The sequence below is a fragment of the Paraburkholderia lebeckiae genome (genome assembly GCF_050436325.1).
In the GTDB taxonomy this organism is placed as follows: domain Bacteria; phylum Pseudomonadota; class Gammaproteobacteria; order Burkholderiales; family Burkholderiaceae; genus Paraburkholderia; species Paraburkholderia tuberum.
Genome location: NZ_JBNDLZ010000002.1, coordinates 1,521,737 through 1,540,863 on the forward strand (window position 1 = coordinate 1,521,737; position 19,127 = coordinate 1,540,863).

The following is a 19,127-nucleotide window of genomic DNA, read 5'->3' on the forward strand; positions in this document are numbered from 1 at the left end:
GGATCAACAGGAGATCAGCCATGTTCTCGCATGCCTTCGGAGTCTTGCAGAAGATCGGCAAATCGCTGATGCTGCCCGTCGCCGTGCTCCCGGTGGCAGGCCTGCTGCTCGGCCTCGGCGCCACCGACTTTCACGGTTACGTGCCGGTCGTCGTGCTCGCGCTGATGAAGAACGCGGGCGACGTGATCTTCGGCAACCTGCCGCTGATCTTCGCGATCGGCGTCGCGCTCGGCTTCACCGAGAACGATGGCGTCTCGGGCATTGCCGCAACGATCGGATATCTGGTGATGACGGCTACATTGGGCGTGATCGGCAAGCTCCAGGGCGTCGAAACCGACACGATCATGGGCATACCGTCGATCCAGACCGGCGTGTTCGGCGGCATCCTCGCCGGTGGTCTTGCGGCATGGATGTTCAACCGCTACTACCGGATCACGTTGCCGGCCTATCTCGGCTTCTTCGCCGGCAAGCGCTTCGTGCCGATCGTGACCGCGATCGGCTCGATCGTGCTCGGCGCGATCCTGTCTTTCGTGTGGCCGCCGATCGGCAGCGCAATCAAGGCTTTTTCGCATTGGGCGGCGGTTTCCGACCCGCGCACCGCCGCGACGGTCTACGGTTTCGTCGAACGTCTGCTGATTCCGTTCGGCCTGCACCACATCTGGAACGTGCCGTTCTTCTTCGAAATGGGCAGCTACCTCGACCCGACGACCGGCAAGACCGTTCACGGCGACATCACCCGATATTTCGCGGGCGACCGGACCGCGGGCATCCTGGCGGGCGCGTTCCTGTTCAAGATGTTCGGCCTGCCGGCCGCGGCGATCGCGATCTGGCATTGCGCGAAGCCGGAGAAGAAGGTGGCCGTCGGCGGCATGATGGTCTCGGCCGCGCTGACTTCTTTCCTCACCGGCATCACCGAGCCGATCGAATTCGCGTTCCTGTTCGTCGCGCCGGTGCTTTACCTGATTCACGCATGCCTCGCGGCGTCGGCGCAGTTCGTGGCGAACACACTGGGCATGCGCATGGGCTTCACGTTTTCGCAAGGCGGCATCGATTTTCTGATGTTCAACCTGATCGGCGGGAAGGCCACGCACGCGTGGTACGTTTTCATCCTTGGTCCAATTTACGCGGTGATCTATTACGGCGTGTTCCGCTTCGTCATCACGCGCTTCAACCTCAAGACACCGGGCCGCGAGGACGACGCGGCGGAAACAGCGGCGGTTGCCGCGAGCGGCGCGGGAGGACGTTCGCGCGAACTCGTGCTCGCCTTTGGCGGGCGCTCCAATATCACGAGTCTCGACGCTTGCATCACGCGGCTGCGCATCTCCGTGAAGGACCCGGCGCGCGTCGACGAACACAAGCTCAAGGCGCTCGGTGCCGCGGGTGTGGTGCGCGTGGGCAACGGCGTGCAGGCGATCTTCGGGCCGTTGTCGGAGAACATGAAAACCGACATGCATGACTATCTGAAGACAGCGGGCGCCGAAGCGGATTTGCCGGCGGCCGGAGTGCCTGGTGTGGAAGGCGCGGCGGCGGCTCCAGCGGCTGTGGCCGCGCAAAACTCGCCGCAGGAAACGGAGCGCGCGGAAAAGATTCGTGCGGCGCTGGGCGGCGCGGCCAACATCAGAAAGCTCGACGCGCTGGCGGCCACGCGGTTGCGTGTCGAGCTATCGGACGCGTCGCGCATCGACGCGGCCGCATTGAAAGCGGCGGGCGTGGTCACGACGCAAGCGTTGAAGAACGGCGCACTCGATCTGATCGTGGGTCTCGGCTCGGGCAACCTCGCAGGCGCAATGCGATAGCAGCAACGAGTATCGTCAGCAACTGCCGCGCGTCGAACGCGAGGCCTGCCCGGTGGAAGCGCTCAGTCGCGGTGCTTTGTCCACCTATAGGGGGCGGCATGGAAGCAGTCAGAACTTTCCTCGAAACTCAGCCGCTGTTCGCGCTTTTTCTGACCATCGCGCTCGGCTACCTGGTCGGCGAAATCAATATCAAGGGCGTGGCTCTAGGCTCGGGGGCCGTGCTGTTCGTTGGACTGGCGCTCGGCGCGTTCGCGCCGAAATCCGCGCCGCCGGCGTTGCTGGGCACGCTCGGTCTGCTGCTGTTTCTGTATGGCATCGGCATTCAGTACGGCGCGCAGTTCTTCCGCGGACTCACGAGCCGGGAAGGCGTGAAGGCCAACGCGGCCGCATGTCTGGGCGTGATCGCTTCGGGTCTCGTGGCGTGCGCCTTCATCCATTTCGGCATCACGCTCGCCGATGCGCTCGGCATGTTCGCCGGCAGCGGCACCAGCACGGCGAGCCTGCAGGTTGCCATCGCATCGATGAAAAGCAGCAATGCCGCCGTGGCTTATAGCGTCACCTATCCGTTCGGCGTGGCCGGGCCGATCCTATTCCTCTATGTGCTGAACTCAGTCCTGAAAGCCAAAATATCGAAACCGTCTGCGAAGGTGCTGGAGACCGCAGAAATCGCGCTGCGCAATGCCAGTCTGTTCGGTCTCAAGCTGTCGGAGCTCTCGACTCGCCTGCCTGCCGGCGTAGTGATCGCGGCCGTGCGACGCGCGCATCACAATCAGCTGCCCAGCGACGACTTCACGCTGCGCGCCGACGACGTCCTTCTTGCCACCGCCACCGAGCGCCGCCCGCTCGACGAAGCAACGGCGCTCTGCGGCGAGCTACAGCCCGGGCGTATCTCGAGTCATCGGGAAGACCTGGACTATATGCGCGTGTTCGCGTCGAGTCCCTCAGTCGTCGGCACGGCGCTCGGCAATCTGCGCTTTCCGGATGGCGTGAACTGCGCGGTCGCGCACGTGCGGCGCGGCGACGCCGATCTACTGTCGACGCCAGAGCTCATTCTCGAAGCTGGCGACCGCGTCGGCCTGCTCGTCAGTAGCGCGCATCGCGCGAGGGTCCGCGCGTTTTTCGGCGATTCGATCAAGGGCACGGCCGACCTCAGTTTCATCTGTCTGGGCATCGGCGCGGCAGCGGGGCTGCTGGTCGGCGCGATCCCGCTGCGCGCGCCCGGTCTCGGCGCGTTCAGCCTCGGTCTCGCGGCGTTGCTACTGGTCGCGCTGTGCCTCGGCAAGGCGCGCCGCAACGGACCGTTCGTGTGGGTGATGCCGCTCTCCGCAAATCTCGTGCTGCGCAATCTCGGGCTGACGATTTTTCTCGCGCAGGTGGGCCTGTCTTGCGGACCGAAATTCGTCGCGACCGTCGGCACCGCCGGACCGCTGCTGCTGCTTTATGGCGTGATCACGCTGCTGGTGCTCGTCGGCGTCACGGCTGGGTGCTGCCTGTGGGTCTTCAGACTGTCTTTCGATACATCGGTCGGCGTGATCTGCGGGGCGACCGGCAATCCCGCGATTCTCGCCTTCGCCAACCGCATCGCGCCGACGGATCAGCCCGACGTCATGTACGCGATGATTTTTCCGTCGATGACCATCGTCAAGGTGCTTTTCGTGCAGATCGCCATCGCGATCGCAGCCGGCTAGGCGAGACCGTTATCGCGACCGCCGCTGTTCGCCCCTGGAGCTTCCGTCCTCGTAGACAGCGGCGAACCGCGGAGCGGCGGACAGCCGCAGACTTCCTTGAATATCAGGAACGCCGCTTGCGCCACCTGGAGCCGCGCGACGTAGTCTGGAACCATGATGCGGACGGCTCGGCGATGGAGGCTAGATGAAAGGACGGGTGGCGAGTGCAGGCGTGGCCGTTGTTCTGGTTGCCCTCATGGCCGCATACGGCGGACCCACCGTGCATGCACGGGAGCCCGCGCCGAATGCCGTCACCGCGCCCATCGCGACCGGCAGTGATACGGCGGCCGCGGCGCGCGGCGCGAAGCTCGCGGCCGTTGGCAATTGCGTCGCGTGCCACACCGCGACGGGCGGCCTGCCCCTCGCGGGCGGACTGCCACTGCAAACACCGTTTGGCATCATTTACTCGACTAACATCTCCCCGGACAACGAGACGGGTATCGGGGGCTGGTCGCTCGACGCGTTCGCGCGCGCGATGCGGCGCGGCGTGTCCAGCGACGGCCATCTGCTCTATCCCGCGTTCCCGTATCCGCACTTCACGCACATCAGCGATGCCGATATGGGCTCGCTGTATGCGTGGCTGATGAGCCGCGCTCCCGTCAAGGCGCCTGCGCCGCACAACGACCTGATCTTCCCGCTCGGCTTCAGGCCCCTCATCGCCGTGTGGAATCTTTTTTACCTGCATACCGGTACCGAAGCAGCGCCGGCCCCGCCCGAAGCGCCGGACGTCGCACGCGGACGATACCTGGTCGAAAGCCTCGGTCATTGCGGTGCGTGCCACACGCCGCTCAACCGCCTCGGTGCCGAGCGCCGCGACCGCGCGCTGCAAGGCGGCACGATCGACGGATGGGATGCGCCCGCGCTGACGAACCTCGCTTCACGCCCCATGCCCTGGACGCAGGCACAGCTCATCAGCTATCTGCGCACGGGCCTCGCGAGCGCCCATGGGGCGGCGGCGGGTCCGATGCGCCCCGTCACGCGCATGCTCGCCGACGCGTCCGCCTCCGACGTAGAGGCGATTGCCGCATACCTGCTGGCATTGCCGTCCGGGGGCCCGGGCGTGCCGGAGCATCCGGTCGCCTCGCCCTCCGCTTCCGCCGCGCCCGTGTCCACCGCGCCCGGCGGCGGCGCGAATCTATTCTCCGCGGCCTGCGCATCGTGCCATGCCGAAGGCGCGCCGATGTCGAGCGGGGACGCTCGACCGTCGCTGTCCCTTTCCACGGCCGTCAACGCCGACAGCCCGCGCAACATGATCCGTATCATCCTCGATGGAATCGACTGGCACGAAAGCGATAGCGCGCCCTTCATGCCATCATTCGCCAACACATTCACGGATGCGCAGATAGCGGAGCTCGCCAACTACACGCGCGAGCGCTTCACCGCACGCGACGCGTGGCCCTCGCTCGACGCCGGCGCGGTCGCGCATTTTCGCAAGGACGGCCTGCCACGATGATTACACTCAACGTCAACGGTGTCAGTCATACGGTCGATGTCGACCCGTCAACGCCGCTGCTCTACGTGCTGCGCAACCAGTTGCAGCTCGATGGCGCGAAGTTCGGCTGCGGTCTCGGTCAATGCGGCGCATGCACGGTCAGCGTCGGCGGCGAACCGGTGTTCTCGTGCCTCATGCCGGTCGTGGCCATTGGCGACCGGCCAGTGCGAACCGTCGAAGGACTTGGCAGCGCGGAACATCCGGGACCACTTCAGCAAGCCTTCATTGACGAACAAGCCGCGCAATGCGGCTATTGCATCGCCGGCATGATCATGCGCGCGCACACGCTGCTGGAGCGAATCCCGCACCCAGGCGATGAACAGATCCGCCGCTACATGCAGCCGAACCTGTGCCGCTGCGGCACGCACATGCGCATTCTCGCGGCGATCCGGCAAGTCGCGACGGGTTCGCCGCGAACGGACGAGGGAGCGCAGTCGTGAGCGACGGCCGCCCGTCCTCCGTCGCTCACGGCATCGGCCCCGATGACCCCGCGCGGCGCCGCTTCCTCGTTGGCGGCTCGCTGATGGTGAGCTTCGCGATCGTGCCAGGCATGGCCGCGCTTGCGCAAACCACCACCGAAGCGGGCACCTTCAACGCGAGCGCCCCGAAGCTGCCGGGCAGTCTCAAGAGCACGCCGTTGCTCGATGCGTGGATCAAGGTCGCCCGTGACGGCCAGGTGAGCGTATTCACGGGCAAGGCGGAGCTTGGCACGGGCATTCGCACCGCGCTGCTGCAGGTCGCCGCGGAAGAGCTGGATCTCGCGCCTCATGCGATCGAGCTGATCACCGCCGACACCGCCGCAACGCCGAACGAAGGCTACACCGCAGGCAGTCACACGATGGCGGACAGCGGCACCGCGATCCTCAACGCCGCCGCTCAGGTGCGCGCGCTGCTGGTCGCGAGCGCGGCGTCGCGACTGGGCGTCGACGCAGCGGCCCTGACAACGCGCGACGGCGCCGTCATTGCCGCCGACGGAAGACGCGTGAGCTATGGCGAAGCCGTGCAATACGCGGACCTCCATCAGAACGCGCAGCCCGACGCGCCGAAAAAGCCGCCATCGGCCTACGCGCTGATTGGCCATATGCTGCCGCGCGTGGACATACCGGGCAAGGTGACCGGCGGCGCGAGCTATGCCCAGGACCTGCGGCCGCACGGCATGCTGCATGCCCGCGTCGTGCGGCCGCCGTCTTATGGCGCGAGCCTCGTCGCAGTCGATAGCGGGCGCGTCGAAGCGCTGCCCGGCGTCATCAAGGTCGTGCGCAACGGCAACTACCTCGCGGTGGTCGCCGACGACGAATGGCGCGCGATCCTCGCGATGCGTGAGCTTGCGCTTGCCGCGCAATGGCAGGCCGGGCCGCCGCTGCCCGATCCCGCGAACGTTCACGCGCTGCTGATGAGTCTGCCTTCACAGGAAATCGCGGTGGCCGATCAGGGCGCAGCGACGGGCGCGGCCGCGCCTGTGGCGACACTGCGGGCGCGCTATTCGAGGCCGTATCTGACGCATGGCTCGATTGGGCCATCGTGCGCTGTCGCGCAGCTCGACAACGATGTGATGACCGTGTGGACGCACACGCAAGGCGTCTATCCGCTGCGTGCGGGCATCGCCGAAATGCTCGCGATGCCACCCGACAAGGTGCGCTGCGTGCATGTGGAAGGTTCGGGCTGCTACGGACACAACGGCGCGGACGATGTCGCGGCCGACGCCGCCCTCGTTGCACGCGAGCTGCCTGGCCGCCCGGTGCGCGTGCAATTGATGCGCGAACAGGAACACATGTGGGAGCCGTTCGGCCCGGCCATGACAGTCGAGGCGAATGCAACGCTCGATTCGGCAGGCACGCTTGCCGACTGGCGTTACGAGCTATGGAGCAACACGCATAACAACCGCATCGAGAATGCGGGCCGCCTGTTGCCCGCGCAGCTCCTTGCGCAACCGTTCACCCCCGCGCCGCCGAAGCCGATTCCGATGCCGGAAGGCGGAGGCGACCGCAACAGCATTCCGCTTTACCGCGTGCCCGGCCTGCACGTGCAGCATCACTTCGTGCCCACGATGCCGATACGCGTCTCTGCCATGCGCTCGCTCGGCGCGCACATGAACGTGTTCGCGATCGAGAGCTTCATCGACGAGCTCGCCAGAGCCGCGCACGCCGACCCCGTTGCGTTTCGCCTCAAACATCTCGATGATCCGCGCGCGCATGGCGTCATTAGCGCCGTAGTCGATCAATTCGGCTGGCGAGCCCGCAGGGCGCGAACGGGCGACTCGAGCCCGCGCTCGCAAGGTACCGGCTTTGCGTTTGCCCAATACAAGAACCTGATGGCCTACCTTGCCGTCGCAATGGACGTGACGGTCATGCGCGATACCGGCGAGCTCAGCATCGAGCGTGTCGTAGCAGCCGTCGATTGCGGACAGATCGTGAATCCGGACGGCGTGCGCAATCAGATCGAAGGCGGCATTTTGCAAACCACGAGCTGGACGCTTTATGAAGAAACGCATTTCGACCCGCAACGCATCACGAGCTATGACTGGAGCACTTATCCGATCATGCGCTTCTCGTCCGTACCTAAACGCGTGGACGTGCTATTGATCGACCGGCCGGGCCTGCCATTCCTCGGGGTCGGAGAAGCGGCGCAAGGCCCGGCCGCCGCGGCGCTAGCGAATGCGATCGACGACGCGACCGGTGTGCGGATCCGCGACTTGCCGTTGCTCGGGACGAAGGGGAAGAACCTGCTCAAGGCATGAGGCTTTCGTTCCGCAAAAGTCCAGATACTGGCGTGTAAAAGCCAAATAAGCCTATGGCTGGGTCCTGGCCCGTCGTCAAACGAACGCGACGCGCGCGACCTTCGGCGCGGCGTCGGGACCGCGCTCAGTGGGTGGACGGAAACGCGAACGTCGCACGCGCGCTGCCATTGCCGCGGACGTTCACGGTCTCCCTTCTGGTCACGCTGCCGTAAGTGGCGTTGACCGTATAGCGCCCTTGAGGCAGCCGCACGAGCATGTACGGCCCCTTCGACGTGGCCTCGAGCACGGTCGCGCCGCCAGCCTTGGCAATCTTCACCTGGACGTCGGCCACATAGCTCGCCCCGGGACCGGTGAACTGCAGAGACAACGGCCACTGCCTTCGTGCCTGCCGCAGCGCAGTCGACTCGTCGCGACCGACTCCGCCAGTCACGAACGATATGTCGCCCTGCTGCTGCGTCTCTGGCATGCCGGTCCTATGGATCTCGCTGGCGCTCTGCGGAGCAGCCGTCTGCGACACTGCGACGCCTGCCTGAGCCAGTGTGAACGCCGCGGCGAGCATCATGGACACGATCCGGGGAGCGTTTCGTTGCATTTTCATCTTGACTGCTCCTTACAGTATTGCCGACGGTTCGTCGGACGGAAGAACGCTTGCAATAGGTTGGAAACGCATCGCGCGCCGGGTATCGGCCACGAGCGAGGGTGCCTCACGACTCGAATAAGCATACCCGTCAATTCTGCTTGGTGTCTTCATGGACCGGAGTTGGGGGGCCGCCTGCCGTTGAGGTCTCGGCTTGGGCAGCGGGGACGCGTGGCATGCGGATACCCGCGTAGGCGATCGCCACCGTCAGCAGCGGACTTACCACGCAAAATACGGCATAGGGTGCATAGCTGAGTGTCGGCACGCCAAGGGTCACTGCCATAAACGCGCCGCAACTGTTCCAGGGGATCAGCGCGCCTGTGGTCGTGGCCGAATCACCAACGGAACGCGATAACACGATGGGCGCGTAGCCGCGTGCCGCGAATGCACTCCTGAACATCCGGGCCGGCAGCACGGCTGCGATGAACTGGTCTGCCGTAACGATGTTCGTCGCGATGGTCGCCAGGACCAGGGAACCGACCAGCGCCCCACCGCTCCTGGCCCAATCGACTACCGGGGCAATGAGGCGTTCTATCGCACCGCACTTCTCGACCACCCCTCCGAATGTCAGTGCCGTGATGATCAGCCAGATAGTATTCAGCATGCTGTCCATACCGCCGCGAGTGAGGAGCGTATCAAGCACTGGATTTCCAGTCGTGGACTTGTAGCCGCTCCCAAGCGCAAGCCATACGCCTTTGAGCATCGCAATCGGGATCGGCACGCCCTCTCGCGCGGAGGCAAATGCGAGCACTCGCGCTGGCTCGACGAAAACGGCAACCACGCCACCCGCCAATGCGCCAAGAAAGATGGTGGTAAAGGGCGGAAGCCGGAACAGCGTCAGCACGACGACAAGAACGAGCGGCAGGAACAGCACTGGCGATATGTAGAATGCGCTCTGCATTGCAGCAACCTCCGCGCTCGCATCGAAGGCGCCCGGGCGGCCAAGCAGATAAAACACGGCCAGCGTGATGACAATCGCGACGAGTGATGTCAGCAGCGTCTCGCGCACGTGTTGATACAGATCGACACCCGCGGCAGCGGCCGCAAGATTCGCGGTGTCCGAGAGCGGCGAAGACTTGTCGCCGAAATAAGCGCCGGAAATCACCGCACCGGCCGTTATGGCGGGGCTCAGGCCCATGCTGTGCGCAATGCCCATCAGGCCGATTCCGATCGTACCCGCGACAGTCCACGAGGTCCCAATGGCAAACGAGATCACCGCGCAGACTCCAGCCGCCGTGACGTAAAAGTAGTCCGGGCTCAGCAATCTCAGCCCGTAATAGACCATGGCGACGATCGTGCCGCAGAGCGCCCACGTGCCGATCAGCGCGCCGACTGCAAACAGGATGAGAATCGCGCCAATACCGGAACTGACACTTGCATTCGCGGCCTCGCCCAGCGAAGCGAGCGAATGACCCCGACGCCAACCGACAAATACGGCCAGCATGGTCGCCACGACGAGTGCCACCTGGTTCGGCCCGTTCGCACCACCATCGCCGAACAGGTAGAACGACAGACTGACGAGCAAGACGAGGCCAGCGATCGGTATCAGTGCTTCGAGCATCGTGACCGGCTGGGGTGACTCGCTCCGCTTCATCGCCACGCTCCGTTCGTTTGCTGGGTAGTCCAAACGTTGCCATCCAGACCGCCCGGTAGCCGGTGAATCATCGAAACATGCGCGAACGGCTGCTTTGATTCGATGTCACGCGCGCAGGCGCGCGGCCCCCCGCTCATGCGACGCGGCGATGGCAGCTCCGGCGGGCTCGCCCGTTGCTTTAAGCATAGGAAAGAATCGTTGCTGCGTGAAGAATCGCAGGATTCGTGCCGAACATCCCGCCTGCGGTTACAGGCTGCCGTATCTGCTCTCGCTCAGCGCGAGACCTGCAGTGAACGGCTGCTCACCAGGCGTAGCGAAAACCGACGTCGCCCCAGACGCCCTTTTGGCTGGCACTGACCGAATCGTTGATCGAGAACTGATAGCCGAACTGTCCATACAAGCTCATACGTGTGTTGAGCTTCGCCGTCACGCCTGCGGCGAAGTCCATACGCGTGAACTGCTGTCCGAGTGGCACCTGCTCGGCGCCGGAGTATGTCGTCGCTGCCTGAGCCCCCAGTCCCGCCAGAGATTGGTGCGCACGTACGGCTGCCATACGTCTCCGCCGGCGCGTTCGATGGTCCACAGCCCGAGCCGCCCGGTCACGCCTGACGTGGAGCCGGGATCGACCGGACCCAGCCCGTCATTGGCTTCGTTCAACCCGACGTGCTGCCAAATAACCTGCATCTGAGGTTCGAGCACGAAGCCCGGTCCAAGCGGCAAGGGGAACGGATAGCCAGCTTTCAGCGAAGTGGCGAACCCTGAACCGGAGACGGGCAACCGCGTGGCCGTTTTTAATGGCGCGATTCATTTGGCATAAAGCGGCCTGATTGAGTTAATCGGCCGTCCCGCGAATTTGGACGGCGGCGCATCCGCGTTCGCGGCGAGGAACTCCCGTGATCGCTGACATGACCCAAGCCGTCACCAAAACACGTACCAGAACGTAAATCGGGCAAGTAATTATTAAGTCGATTAACTTCTTGGGGCCTTCGCATTCCGACCTTCTCGCGGGCGGCAACAGCACACGCTTATTGTTTGCCACTTCCTCTAGGCATGCGTCGTGCTGCACTAGGTCAGACATAGAAAAGCAGTTCCCGAACCGGAGACGATCATGAAGTTGATAATGGCAGGAATCAGCGCAATTTCCATCATCGCTAGCGCTTGCGCATTTGCGCAGACCAATACTGGCAAAGCTGCGCCAGCAAACCGTGATACTGAAAACGCGCAGCCGGGTGCCGCTGGCCAGAGCATGGGCCGTGCTGCGGACGCCGGCACCAGCAAGCCCGCCAGTGGCACATTGATGCAGAAGCGTGAGAACGCGATGTCGCCTAAAGGCGCGTCAAACTCGAACGCAACTGGCGCGATGAAACAATAATGGCGACGCGAGAGCCGCATGGCGGCGACTGACACCTTGGTTCTTCCCGCTTCAGCTTTTACGGCCGAGTGTGGATAGTGCGACGTCCCGAACCGCGGACTAAATCGTCAGTTTGGAAAGACCCGCGCAAATCCCACAATGACGTGCGAGGGGCCATCCGAGCGCAGAGACACTCGGGAGAGACGCGATAGTGCAACTCCATCCTGGTCTGATACGACGGCGAAGCGTGCACGAGCGCGGTTTCTGGAAGAGATCTGACCGGATTCTAATGGTCGAGGCTGATCGCGCGGATGGAGCGGCACGAGCCGAATGGATAATCGAGGCGCACACCCTTCCTGTTGCGACGATGCTGCGGATTTGCTTCATGCAGTCGTGGTCGGTCTGTGAAGACCGGCGATGGAATAGGCGCGTCCCGGCAGGTGTAAAACCACGAGCAGAGACGACGCGCAGCAGATTCTGGAAGCAGTAGCCAGCGATTTGCAGACTTCGCAGACCAGGGAAGCGCAGCACGAAAAGTCCTTAGGGCGAGCACCCCGGCTGACGGATGCGCCGGAGACGGCCGCGCAAACCCATGCGGTTCTGCGCGCTCGAGGCGGTTTCAACATCAACCATCTGGCCGCAGAATACCGCGCATCCCGCTGCATCTTCCTCTGATGGCGAATGGCCGGCCTGCACACCAATCCCTCTCTCGTCGCGTCCCCAGGTGAGACGTCTGTCACCCGAAGCGCGCGTGCAGCCAGTCCTGCGCCCAGTTCTTCGCGTAGGCTATCGCGTCCTCGCGTGCGTCGAAGCCTGCCAGATCGCCACTCGAATGAATCTCGTACCCGGTGCCGTCGGCACGGCTGCCGCTGATGCGTGCGTGGGCCATGTACTCGCCGTCGGCCCGCCGGGGGGTCGGGTCGATAACGATCAGGGTGGAATTGAAGCGCATGGTATTCCTTTGGGGTTATCGCTCGATTGCGACTGTCTCAGAGGAGCGTCGAAAAGCGCGACCTAGGTGCTCAGCATGGCCATGATTTGTCCGGCCTCGCGATCCGATTCGCAGCTTGCCATGCCGCGTTCGCATAGAAGCGTACGAATCGACATGAACATCAGAAACGCGCCCGCATCGATCTCGTGACGGCGGTCATGGATGAGGCTATCCAGTTCGCCCCGCGCGCCGGGCGGCAGAAACTGATCGACGATGTCATCACCATTGCACCGAATCCATTTCAGCAGGTCATTTCTTTCCATACCAAACTCCAATGTTTGCAACGGCTCTGAGTCAACCATCAGCGGATGAAGTTCGAGCCTGCGGTAGAGACAGGAACCGGTCGTGATCGGTGCCTTTGAGGCCGTCTCATGGTGTAGCGGAAAAGACGGAGCGTAGCGACGTGTGCCACTGCGTCCGCTGCCCTTCAGGAGGTCGGCCACGTTTCGGTTTTGGGTGAAAGCGTAACTACGATTCCGTCGGGCACGCAGCTTAAGGACGCGAGGAACGGTCGCAGGTAGAGTGACGATTTCATGCTACGCCCATTGATGGATTTGTACAGAAAAACTCGTGCTTCAGGCGCCGTCAGAGAAGCACAGGGAACATGCAAGTCAACCCGGCACTTATGTACCGCAGCGCCGGTAGGCGGCGGCGATCCGAAGATCCACATCGGACTGCCTCTCTTCTCAGGCTCATCATGTGGCGACGCAGAGTGCGCCTCCGACATGCGCGGCAAGCAGTCTCGACGTCAACAATTCAACGACGGCGGAACGAAGCGCGCGAAACAGCATTGCAGCCCGTTCGCCCGTTTTGGCAGAAATCGATTCACCCTTTCGTCAGGTCATAAGGAGTTCCAGCGTTACCCGACCGCCCGCGAGGAGACCGATGCGATGTTTGCGCCTCTGGCTCGAGGCGGACGCATCCGCGACCACGCGATTGCCGAGCGCGACATGCAACGGCTATCCGGACCGACTTCATTTCGGGGGTACGTGTTCGACGCGGAACAGCTGGGACCGCGTGGCCCGATTGGGCGACGAGACGGCGTGAGCCAGCGACGCCAATTGCTGCTCGACTTGCAGGTCTGCGGTACGTTTTTGCAACCGGTCACATCGAATCTTCGGGGATGACCAAATCGCGAATCGTTCGGGAAGGTGATCGCCGGCGAGCGTCCCGAGCAGCACGTCGATTGCAGTCCTGTCCCGCTGTTCCGGCAATGAGGTATGCTCACCGCCGGGTAAAGGGTCCGTTGCGCAGCGGAATGCTGCCATACCGGTCGCCAAAAAGCTGGAGGTGCTGGCCGCCTTTTATGTGGGAGTGACGATCAGATTGGCCATCAGGTAGACAGCAATTCGTCGCATGATCGAGCACATCGACAGATGCTGCCCGTCAGCGGCGTTTTCATATGTCGATGACCGAAGCGCCGCTCACCTTTCCGTCGACGATGTCCTTCCCCTGCTGCCGGGCGGCTCGCCTTGCCGTACCGAAGTCAGAGAATGTATGCGTTTGGTTCAGCCTGAAGACCCGGCTTGCGGAGGGAATTGCTGTCGCCGCCGGACGACATATCCGTACTGCAATTTCATAACCTTCCGCGTAACGGGAATGTCCGTCAAAGCGACTGAATGTGCGGGGAAAGACAAGGGGATGAAGTTCGTACCCCTTGTAGAGAAAAAACGGGTGTGTCGACATGTTGGTCACTCCGCAGGGTATGACTCACTATACGCTGGAACGGGTTACATCGGGCGGCGCAGCGACTGTTACCAGAATTGTATTGACCGATGGTACTGTCGCGCGTACCTTGAAAGTTAAGGTCGGCAAAGGGGGCACTGCCCGGATTGCCATAGCGTTTGCTTAGATGGCCGGGGCGACGGCTGTCTGCCTGGTTCCACCTCCACGCTTACGTTGAAACTCTCCAAGAACACCAAGATCAACAGCGTCTGCTTGCCACGCGCGATGAGGCTGGCCAAGGATACGGGAGCGACCCACTTCGTGAGTTCGGGACAGTGCGATGCCCGATCGGACAAACGTGAGCGGAATGCCGGTTTAGGGAACGCTTGCGGATGTTAAGCACGAAGCTCGGGTATCCGCGTACCGGACAGCTAGCCAGGAAACTTCGTTCCGGTCGCCTCGTCGGTGTGGCTCGGGGGCGTATCTCCTTCGGCCAAACCTGCACAACGATCAAAAACGTGCTGCTTGCTGCGGCCAAAAGGAGTGACCTGATGACAACCGTCCGCCATTATCGAGGTCTCGATATTTCCCTACTCGTGTATCCGCATCGCACGACTCAACCGGGATATGGTCACAATTACGAGGAAGGATTCGATGCGTCGATTCGCATCAGCGACCCGGATTCCATGACGGACAACCCGCGAAGTCGCTTATTCCGTGTGCCCGGCAAAAGGCCCTTCGTGAATGCCGGCGACGCAAGGCGCGCGTCGGTGGCCTACGCCGAAATGCTGATTGATACTGACGGCTTTGATCGCACCATCCTGGAATCCCCCTGAGTGCTAAAGCCAGAACCCGAGTCTATGCAGAAGGTACCCGTGTTCGCGCGCGCCAGGGGCACGCCATCAACAATGTGCACGATAAAGAAGTTGATCTTCTGATCGTCAGTCGCCACATGCTCGACAGGCTATGCCAATGCGACCGCATTGCTGCCAGTTCCGGTCATCGCCTCCTCAGGCGTCGACCACGAAATAGATACCGTCATGCCCGAAGGGAAGCCTTGTGCATTCCATCTCGGCCGCATAGTGAGCGATGGATGATTGCCGTCCGCCCGCGCCTGCGTTCACACTTCGACCTGGTCTGAAAGCTCAAGAGCGTCGTCGACTTCGATGCCGTGTATGGAATGCCGAAGACGTCGATAGAGAAAATCCGGAAGTTCGCACTGAGCGCCCGGCTCAAAACGGAAAGTAACCGATCGATCGCGCGCCTTATTGCACGCGTCCTGATGCCTAAGATGCGTTGAGCGCGCAGAACTGGGGCGTCGCCGTTAACCGCGCGTGTCGACCCAGTTGCGTGCCCAGCGTGTCGAGTGCTGCAATGCCTGCTCCTCACTCGTGAAGTAATCGAGCGAATAGAACTGGTAGCGGCCGTCCGCGCGCTCGCTATCGGCGCGTTCGAGCAGCAGGTTGGAGGAAAAACTGCCGTCGGGCAAACGATGCGCCGAGGGCTGGACGGCATAGCCGTTGTATTGTTGAATTTGTCTGTTCTGCATTTTAGTTTTAATAATGTCGAGTGCGCGCGTGCCTTGCGAAATGTGCACAGGTACGCCCGATTCAAAGGCATCTCAGGCCGAATCCGAAGCAGTCGGAAAGCGAAGACGTGGCGGGAATGCCAGAGGGGAAAGTGAGCGCAACGAGACGTATGGCGCTTGGCAAGGTGCTGGCGAAACCGATGCAGCCGGGAGCGAACGCGCCACTTTAGAAAACAACGCTCCGCAAGGATGTCGCTGCAACCCGGCGTCCGTCGCGGGACGCCGGGCCCTTCAAACTTTACAGCGGCTTGATGTTAGCTGCCTGCAGACCCTTCGGGCCTTGCTTCGTTTCGAAGCTCACCTTCTGATTTTCAGCCAACGTCTTGAAGCCGTCGCCGCTGATTTCGGAGAAATGAGCGAACAGATCGTCACCGCCCTTGTCCGGGGTGATGAAGCCAAAACCTTTGCTATCGTTGAACCACTTAACGGTACCGGTATCCATGAAGAATCCTTGAGAAAAAAACGGGAAAATGTGCTCCGTTGAAGAGCGTATGAAGCGTCAAGGAGGGAAAGGACAACGAATACCGCTGAGGAGCGAGCAATTGATGAACAGCAATCGAACTTCTTGAACTTCATGCGACACCCTAACCGCCGAGTGGCACCAGCGTCAATACTTATCTTGTAACTGTTCCACGGGCGGGGCCCTTTCTGGCCGAACTCGAATAGTCTGACGGTGCGCAACCGGTTGCTGGTGCGACATTCGACGAAGACCTTATCGCGGGGCAATCGTCCGGGGTACATCGAGCACGGTTATCAGTCTGCGCTCAGTTCCTGCTGGCGCCGCACTCGCGCGTCTTCGTAAAGACGTGTCTCTTCGAGTTCCTGCAGCACGCTATCGAGGTCGACTGGTCGCGTGTCGAGCTCGATGCGTCCGGTCAATTTGACATCGACTTGCAGCCCGCCTGCTTCGAACAGCGCCCAGATCTCCGTTCCGTAATCCGCGCTGAGAATTTGCGGTGCGAACCGTCCGAAGTACGCAGCCAGGTTGTCGACGTCACGCTTGAGCATCGAAGCGGCTTCGTTGTTGGCAGCTGCGTCGACGGCCTGAGGCAGATCGATGATCACCGGCCCATCAGCTGCCAGCAGGATGTTGTATTCGGATAGGTCGCCGTGAATCACACCCGCGCAGAGCATGCGGACAACCTCGTTGAGCAGGAGGGCGTGCAGTTCAAGGGCGCGCGCTTCGGTCAGATGGACGTCGTTGAGGCGTGGCGCGACGTCACCCGCTGCGTCGACCACCAGTTCCATCAGTAAGACGCCATCGGTACAAATATAGGGTTGCGGCACGCGCACGCCCGCGTCGGCAAGTCGGAACAATGCGTTGACTTCGGCGTTTTGCCACAACTCTTCCTGCATCTGGCGGCCATAGCGAGTACCTTTTTCCATCGCACGCGCCTGCCGGCTATTCTTGACCTTGCGACCGTCCCGATACGACGCGGCTTGCCGGAAACTGCGCTGCTTAGCGTCCTTGTAGACCTTTGCGCAGCGCATCGAGTGGCCGCTGCGCACGAGGTAGACTGTTGCTTCCTTGCCGCTCATCAACTGGCCGATCACTTCGTCGATGAGTCCTTCGTCGAGAAGCGGTGCAAGCCGTTTAGGTATCTTCATACGACCGACCCGTGCGGCTCGTGGCGCGAGCGTTCGAAATGCGTGGAAGGCGAATGGGCCGCTGAAGTGTGCGGAATCGGCAAACCGATGAATCGCGTGGGCGGTTCCGGTCGTCGGATTGCTGCATGGGGAGTGGAGGGAGTCATGCCGGATTATAAAGGGGGCGAGGGGCAGGCGACTCTAATCTCCTGGCGACTGCGTAGATGTATTGCCGCCGCTCCTGGCCGCTGGCTACCCGCCGCGAAGGGCGGCGCCCGACCTGAAGCGGTCTATCGATCGCAGAAAATCGAGTGACCGGTATGCGAAAGCGGATTCAACCGGTGTCACTCGGCCAAGATCAGAAGCGGTTCCCCATGCGAAGGTTACGCGAGACATCCGGCTGTGCACTGGACGGCCGCATCTGCATGGCTGCTCTGCAGTTCCGGATCAGTACCGCTTTTTCGGCGGCAACGACCGTTTGATCTGCTTGCGCAGGCGCGCCACTGCAGCAGCCTTTTTGCGCTTGCGTTCTGTGGTAGGTTTTTCATAGGCTGTCCGGGCACGAAGCTCGGGAATCAAGCCGGTGCGCTCGATCGCGCGACGGAAACGGCGTATTGCAACTTCCATGGGCTCGTCGGCTTTCAGAATTACGGTAGTCAATTTTTTTCCTTGGTTGAGATCCGGCAGCAATGGCGAATGGTGATGTGGATGTGCACGCGGCGTCGCGGCACAGGTAAGGGTCACAGCCGACGGTCGCGTATCGCGCCATCAACGACGGTGAAATGCGGCTCTTTGCGTTGCGCCACCGCTCCGTTCATCTTTATGTCGAAAATTGATTCGTCCTTTCGTCAGGTCGTACATCGAGAGTTCCAGCGTTATCCGATCGCCCGCAAGGATGCGAATGTGATTCTCGCGAATACGACCGGACGCATACGCACCTCCCAGCACGCCATTGTCGAGCGTGACGCGGTAACGGCTGTCTGGCAGCACTTCCTCAACGATACCGTCGAGTTCCAGCAGTTCTTCTTTGGGCATTTGCGAAGCGAACTAGTCCTGCATTGTACCCAAAGGCCGCCATCTGCCCCGCCACTATCGACGGGGCCAGAAGGAAGGGGGGTGTCCGCCATGCGTGCCGACGATGTGCAATCGGGATCCCGCGTGATGTGGGGGCGTTTTGTTGTACCCGCCCTGGCGCCTCAGATGCGTTGGGTGTTTCGAACCGTGGCGTCGTCTTTAACCGCGCGTGTCGACCCAGTTGCGTGCCCACTGGGTCGAGTGCTGCAACGCCTGCTCTTCACTCTTGAAATAATCGAGGGAATAGAACGAGTAGCGGCCTTCGGCTCGCGCACTATCAATGCATTCGAGCAGCAGGTTAGATGAGAAGCTACCGTCGGGCAAACGATGCGCCGACGATTGGACGGCATAGCCGCTGTATTGTTGAACTTGTCTGTTTTGCATTTTAATTTTAATGATATTCGAGCGCGCACGTGCCGTGCGAAAAGCGCATGGGTGCGCCGATTCAAAGCCATTCGAGCCGAATTCTGAAGCAGTCGAAAAGCGAAAAATGGCGTTGAAGCCTGGGGGGAGAATGAGGCGCAACGAGGCGTATGGCGCTTGGCAAGCTGCTCAATAAACAGATGCCAATCAGGATCGACCACGCCAACTGAGGGAGACAAAGCTCCGCGAGGGTATCGCTGCAACCCGGCATCCGTCGCGGGAGGCCGGGGCCCTTCAACATTACATCGGCTTGATGTTAGCCGCTTGCAGTCCCTTCGGGCCTTGCTTCGTTTCGAAGCTCACCTTCTGATTTTCAGCCAGTGTCTTGAAGCCGTCGCCCCTGATTTCGGAGAAGTGAGCGAACAGGTCGTCGCCGCCCTTATCCGGGCTGATGAAGCCGAAGCCTTTGCTGTCGTTGAACCACTTAACGGTGCCGGTATCCATGAAGAATCCTTGAGGAAAAAT

Annotated in this window: 21 protein-coding genes and 2 pseudogenes; 9 read left to right on the forward strand and 14 right to left on the reverse strand. The window is 62.0% G+C overall.

Going from position 1 to position 19,127, the window contains the following annotated elements:
- Window positions 1–20: 20 nt before the first annotated feature.
- From ptsG to OKW44_RS10225, 5 genes are all read left to right on the forward strand, one after another.
- Window positions 21–1,796, forward strand: coding sequence for a PTS glucose transporter subunit IIBC (gene ptsG, locus OKW44_RS10205; RefSeq protein WP_018424503.1), 1,776 nt, complete (start codon window positions 21–23; stop codon window positions 1,794–1,796).
- A gap of 98 nt (window positions 1,797–1,894) precedes the next feature.
- Complete coding sequence (locus tag OKW44_RS10210; RefSeq protein ID WP_018424502.1) at window positions 1,895–3,484, forward strand: aspartate:alanine exchanger family transporter; 1,590 nt, start codon at window positions 1,895–1,897, stop codon at window positions 3,482–3,484.
- A gap of 184 nt (window positions 3,485–3,668) precedes the next feature.
- On the forward strand, window positions 3,669–4,976 hold the full coding sequence (locus OKW44_RS10215) for a c-type cytochrome (RefSeq protein ID WP_026226538.1): 1,308 nt from the start codon (window positions 3,669–3,671) through the stop codon (window positions 4,974–4,976).
- Complete coding sequence (locus OKW44_RS10220; protein WP_018424500.1) at window positions 4,973–5,455, forward strand: (2Fe-2S)-binding protein; 483 nt, start codon at window positions 4,973–4,975, stop codon at window positions 5,453–5,455. The genes OKW44_RS10215 and OKW44_RS10220 overlap by 4 nt, the downstream gene beginning before the upstream one ends.
- Window positions 5,452–7,752, forward strand: coding sequence for a xanthine dehydrogenase family protein molybdopterin-binding subunit (locus OKW44_RS10225; protein WP_018424499.1), 2,301 nt, complete (start codon window positions 5,452–5,454; stop codon window positions 7,750–7,752). The genes OKW44_RS10220 and OKW44_RS10225 overlap by 4 nt, the downstream gene beginning before the upstream one ends.
- Window positions 7,753–7,876: 124 nt before the next feature.
- Here OKW44_RS10225 and OKW44_RS10230 read toward each other — a convergent pair whose 3' ends face one another.
- The 4 genes and pseudogenes from OKW44_RS10230 to OKW44_RS36995 all read right to left on the reverse strand — a co-directional run.
- The gene (locus OKW44_RS10230) at window positions 7,877–8,350 is read right to left on the reverse strand and encodes a hypothetical protein (protein ID WP_026226537.1); all 474 of its coding nucleotides are present in this window, start codon (window positions 8,348–8,350) and stop codon (window positions 7,877–7,879) included.
- 130 nt (window positions 8,351–8,480) lie between these two features.
- Window positions 8,481–9,983 (reverse strand): Na+/H+ antiporter NhaC family protein, encoded by a 1,503-nt coding sequence (locus OKW44_RS10235; protein WP_018424497.1) that lies wholly within the window; start codon window positions 9,981–9,983, stop codon window positions 8,481–8,483.
- 301 nt (window positions 9,984–10,284) lie between these two features.
- Window positions 10,285–10,536, reverse strand: a complete 252-nt coding sequence (locus tag OKW44_RS36990) for an autotransporter outer membrane beta-barrel domain-containing protein (protein WP_018424496.1) — start codon at window positions 10,534–10,536, stop codon at window positions 10,285–10,287.
- Window positions 10,536–10,760, reverse strand: a pseudogene (locus OKW44_RS36995) (autotransporter outer membrane beta-barrel domain-containing protein); the annotation flags it as partial. The pseudogene OKW44_RS36995 and the gene OKW44_RS36990, both read right to left, overlap by 1 nt.
- Window positions 10,761–11,091: 331 nt before the next feature.
- Here OKW44_RS36995 and OKW44_RS10250 point away from each other — a divergent pair.
- Both OKW44_RS10250 and OKW44_RS10255 read left to right on the forward strand, forming a co-directional pair.
- The gene (locus OKW44_RS10250) at window positions 11,092–11,355 is read left to right on the forward strand and encodes a hypothetical protein (RefSeq protein ID WP_018424495.1); all 264 of its coding nucleotides are present in this window, start codon (window positions 11,092–11,094) and stop codon (window positions 11,353–11,355) included.
- Window positions 11,356–11,790: 435 nt separating this feature from the next.
- Window positions 11,791–12,006 (forward strand): annotated as a pseudogene (locus OKW44_RS10255) (sensor histidine kinase); the annotation flags it as partial.
- A gap of 64 nt (window positions 12,007–12,070) precedes the next feature.
- Here the strand turns inward: OKW44_RS10255 and OKW44_RS10260 are convergent.
- Together OKW44_RS10260 and OKW44_RS10265 are read right to left on the reverse strand one after the other, a co-directional pair.
- Complete coding sequence (locus OKW44_RS10260; RefSeq protein ID WP_018424494.1) at window positions 12,071–12,286, reverse strand: hypothetical protein; 216 nt, start codon at window positions 12,284–12,286, stop codon at window positions 12,071–12,073.
- 62 nt (window positions 12,287–12,348) lie between these two features.
- Window positions 12,349–12,768 (reverse strand): hypothetical protein, encoded by a 420-nt coding sequence (locus tag OKW44_RS10265; RefSeq protein ID WP_239499249.1) that lies wholly within the window; start codon window positions 12,766–12,768, stop codon window positions 12,349–12,351.
- A gap of 282 nt (window positions 12,769–13,050) precedes the next feature.
- Between OKW44_RS10265 and OKW44_RS10270 the strand changes: the two genes are divergently transcribed.
- A complete protein-coding gene (locus OKW44_RS10270) occupies window positions 13,051–13,452 on the forward strand; it encodes a hypothetical protein (RefSeq protein ID WP_162634051.1) in 402 nt (133 codons plus the stop codon).
- Window positions 13,453–13,723: 271 nt separating this feature from the next.
- Here OKW44_RS10270 and OKW44_RS10275 read toward each other — a convergent pair whose 3' ends face one another.
- Window positions 13,724–14,011 (reverse strand): hypothetical protein, encoded by a 288-nt coding sequence (locus tag OKW44_RS10275; protein WP_084754409.1) that lies wholly within the window; start codon window positions 14,009–14,011, stop codon window positions 13,724–13,726.
- A gap of 530 nt (window positions 14,012–14,541) precedes the next feature.
- On the opposite strand from OKW44_RS10275, the gene OKW44_RS10280 reads away from it, so the two are divergent.
- A complete protein-coding gene (locus OKW44_RS10280; RefSeq protein ID WP_018424492.1) occupies window positions 14,542–14,826 on the forward strand; it encodes a hypothetical protein in 285 nt (94 codons plus the stop codon).
- A gap of 488 nt (window positions 14,827–15,314) precedes the next feature.
- Here OKW44_RS10280 and OKW44_RS10285 read toward each other — a convergent pair whose 3' ends face one another.
- From OKW44_RS10285 to OKW44_RS10315, 7 genes are all read right to left on the reverse strand, one after another.
- Window positions 15,315–15,539, reverse strand: coding sequence for a hypothetical protein (locus OKW44_RS10285; protein WP_018424491.1), 225 nt, complete (start codon window positions 15,537–15,539; stop codon window positions 15,315–15,317).
- A 277-nt stretch (window positions 15,540–15,816) separates the two neighbouring features.
- A complete protein-coding gene (locus OKW44_RS10290; RefSeq protein WP_012428559.1) occupies window positions 15,817–16,020 on the reverse strand; it encodes a cold-shock protein in 204 nt (67 codons plus the stop codon).
- A 311-nt stretch (window positions 16,021–16,331) separates the two neighbouring features.
- Window positions 16,332–17,186 (reverse strand): PA4780 family RIO1-like protein kinase, encoded by an 855-nt coding sequence (locus tag OKW44_RS10295; protein WP_018424490.1) that lies wholly within the window; start codon window positions 17,184–17,186, stop codon window positions 16,332–16,334.
- A gap of 426 nt (window positions 17,187–17,612) precedes the next feature.
- Window positions 17,613–17,825, reverse strand: a complete 213-nt coding sequence (rpsU, locus tag OKW44_RS10300; RefSeq protein ID WP_026226536.1) for a 30S ribosomal protein S21 — start codon at window positions 17,823–17,825, stop codon at window positions 17,613–17,615.
- A gap of 108 nt (window positions 17,826–17,933) precedes the next feature.
- Complete coding sequence (gene infA / locus OKW44_RS10305; RefSeq protein WP_018424488.1) at window positions 17,934–18,200, reverse strand: translation initiation factor IF-1; 267 nt, start codon at window positions 18,198–18,200, stop codon at window positions 17,934–17,936.
- A 198-nt stretch (window positions 18,201–18,398) separates the two neighbouring features.
- A complete protein-coding gene (locus tag OKW44_RS10310) occupies window positions 18,399–18,623 on the reverse strand; it encodes a hypothetical protein (protein ID WP_018424487.1) in 225 nt (74 codons plus the stop codon).
- 279 nt (window positions 18,624–18,902) lie between these two features.
- Window positions 18,903–19,106, reverse strand: a complete 204-nt coding sequence (locus OKW44_RS10315) for a cold-shock protein (protein ID WP_018424486.1) — start codon at window positions 19,104–19,106, stop codon at window positions 18,903–18,905.
- Between the last annotated feature and the right edge of the window lie 21 nt (window positions 19,107–19,127).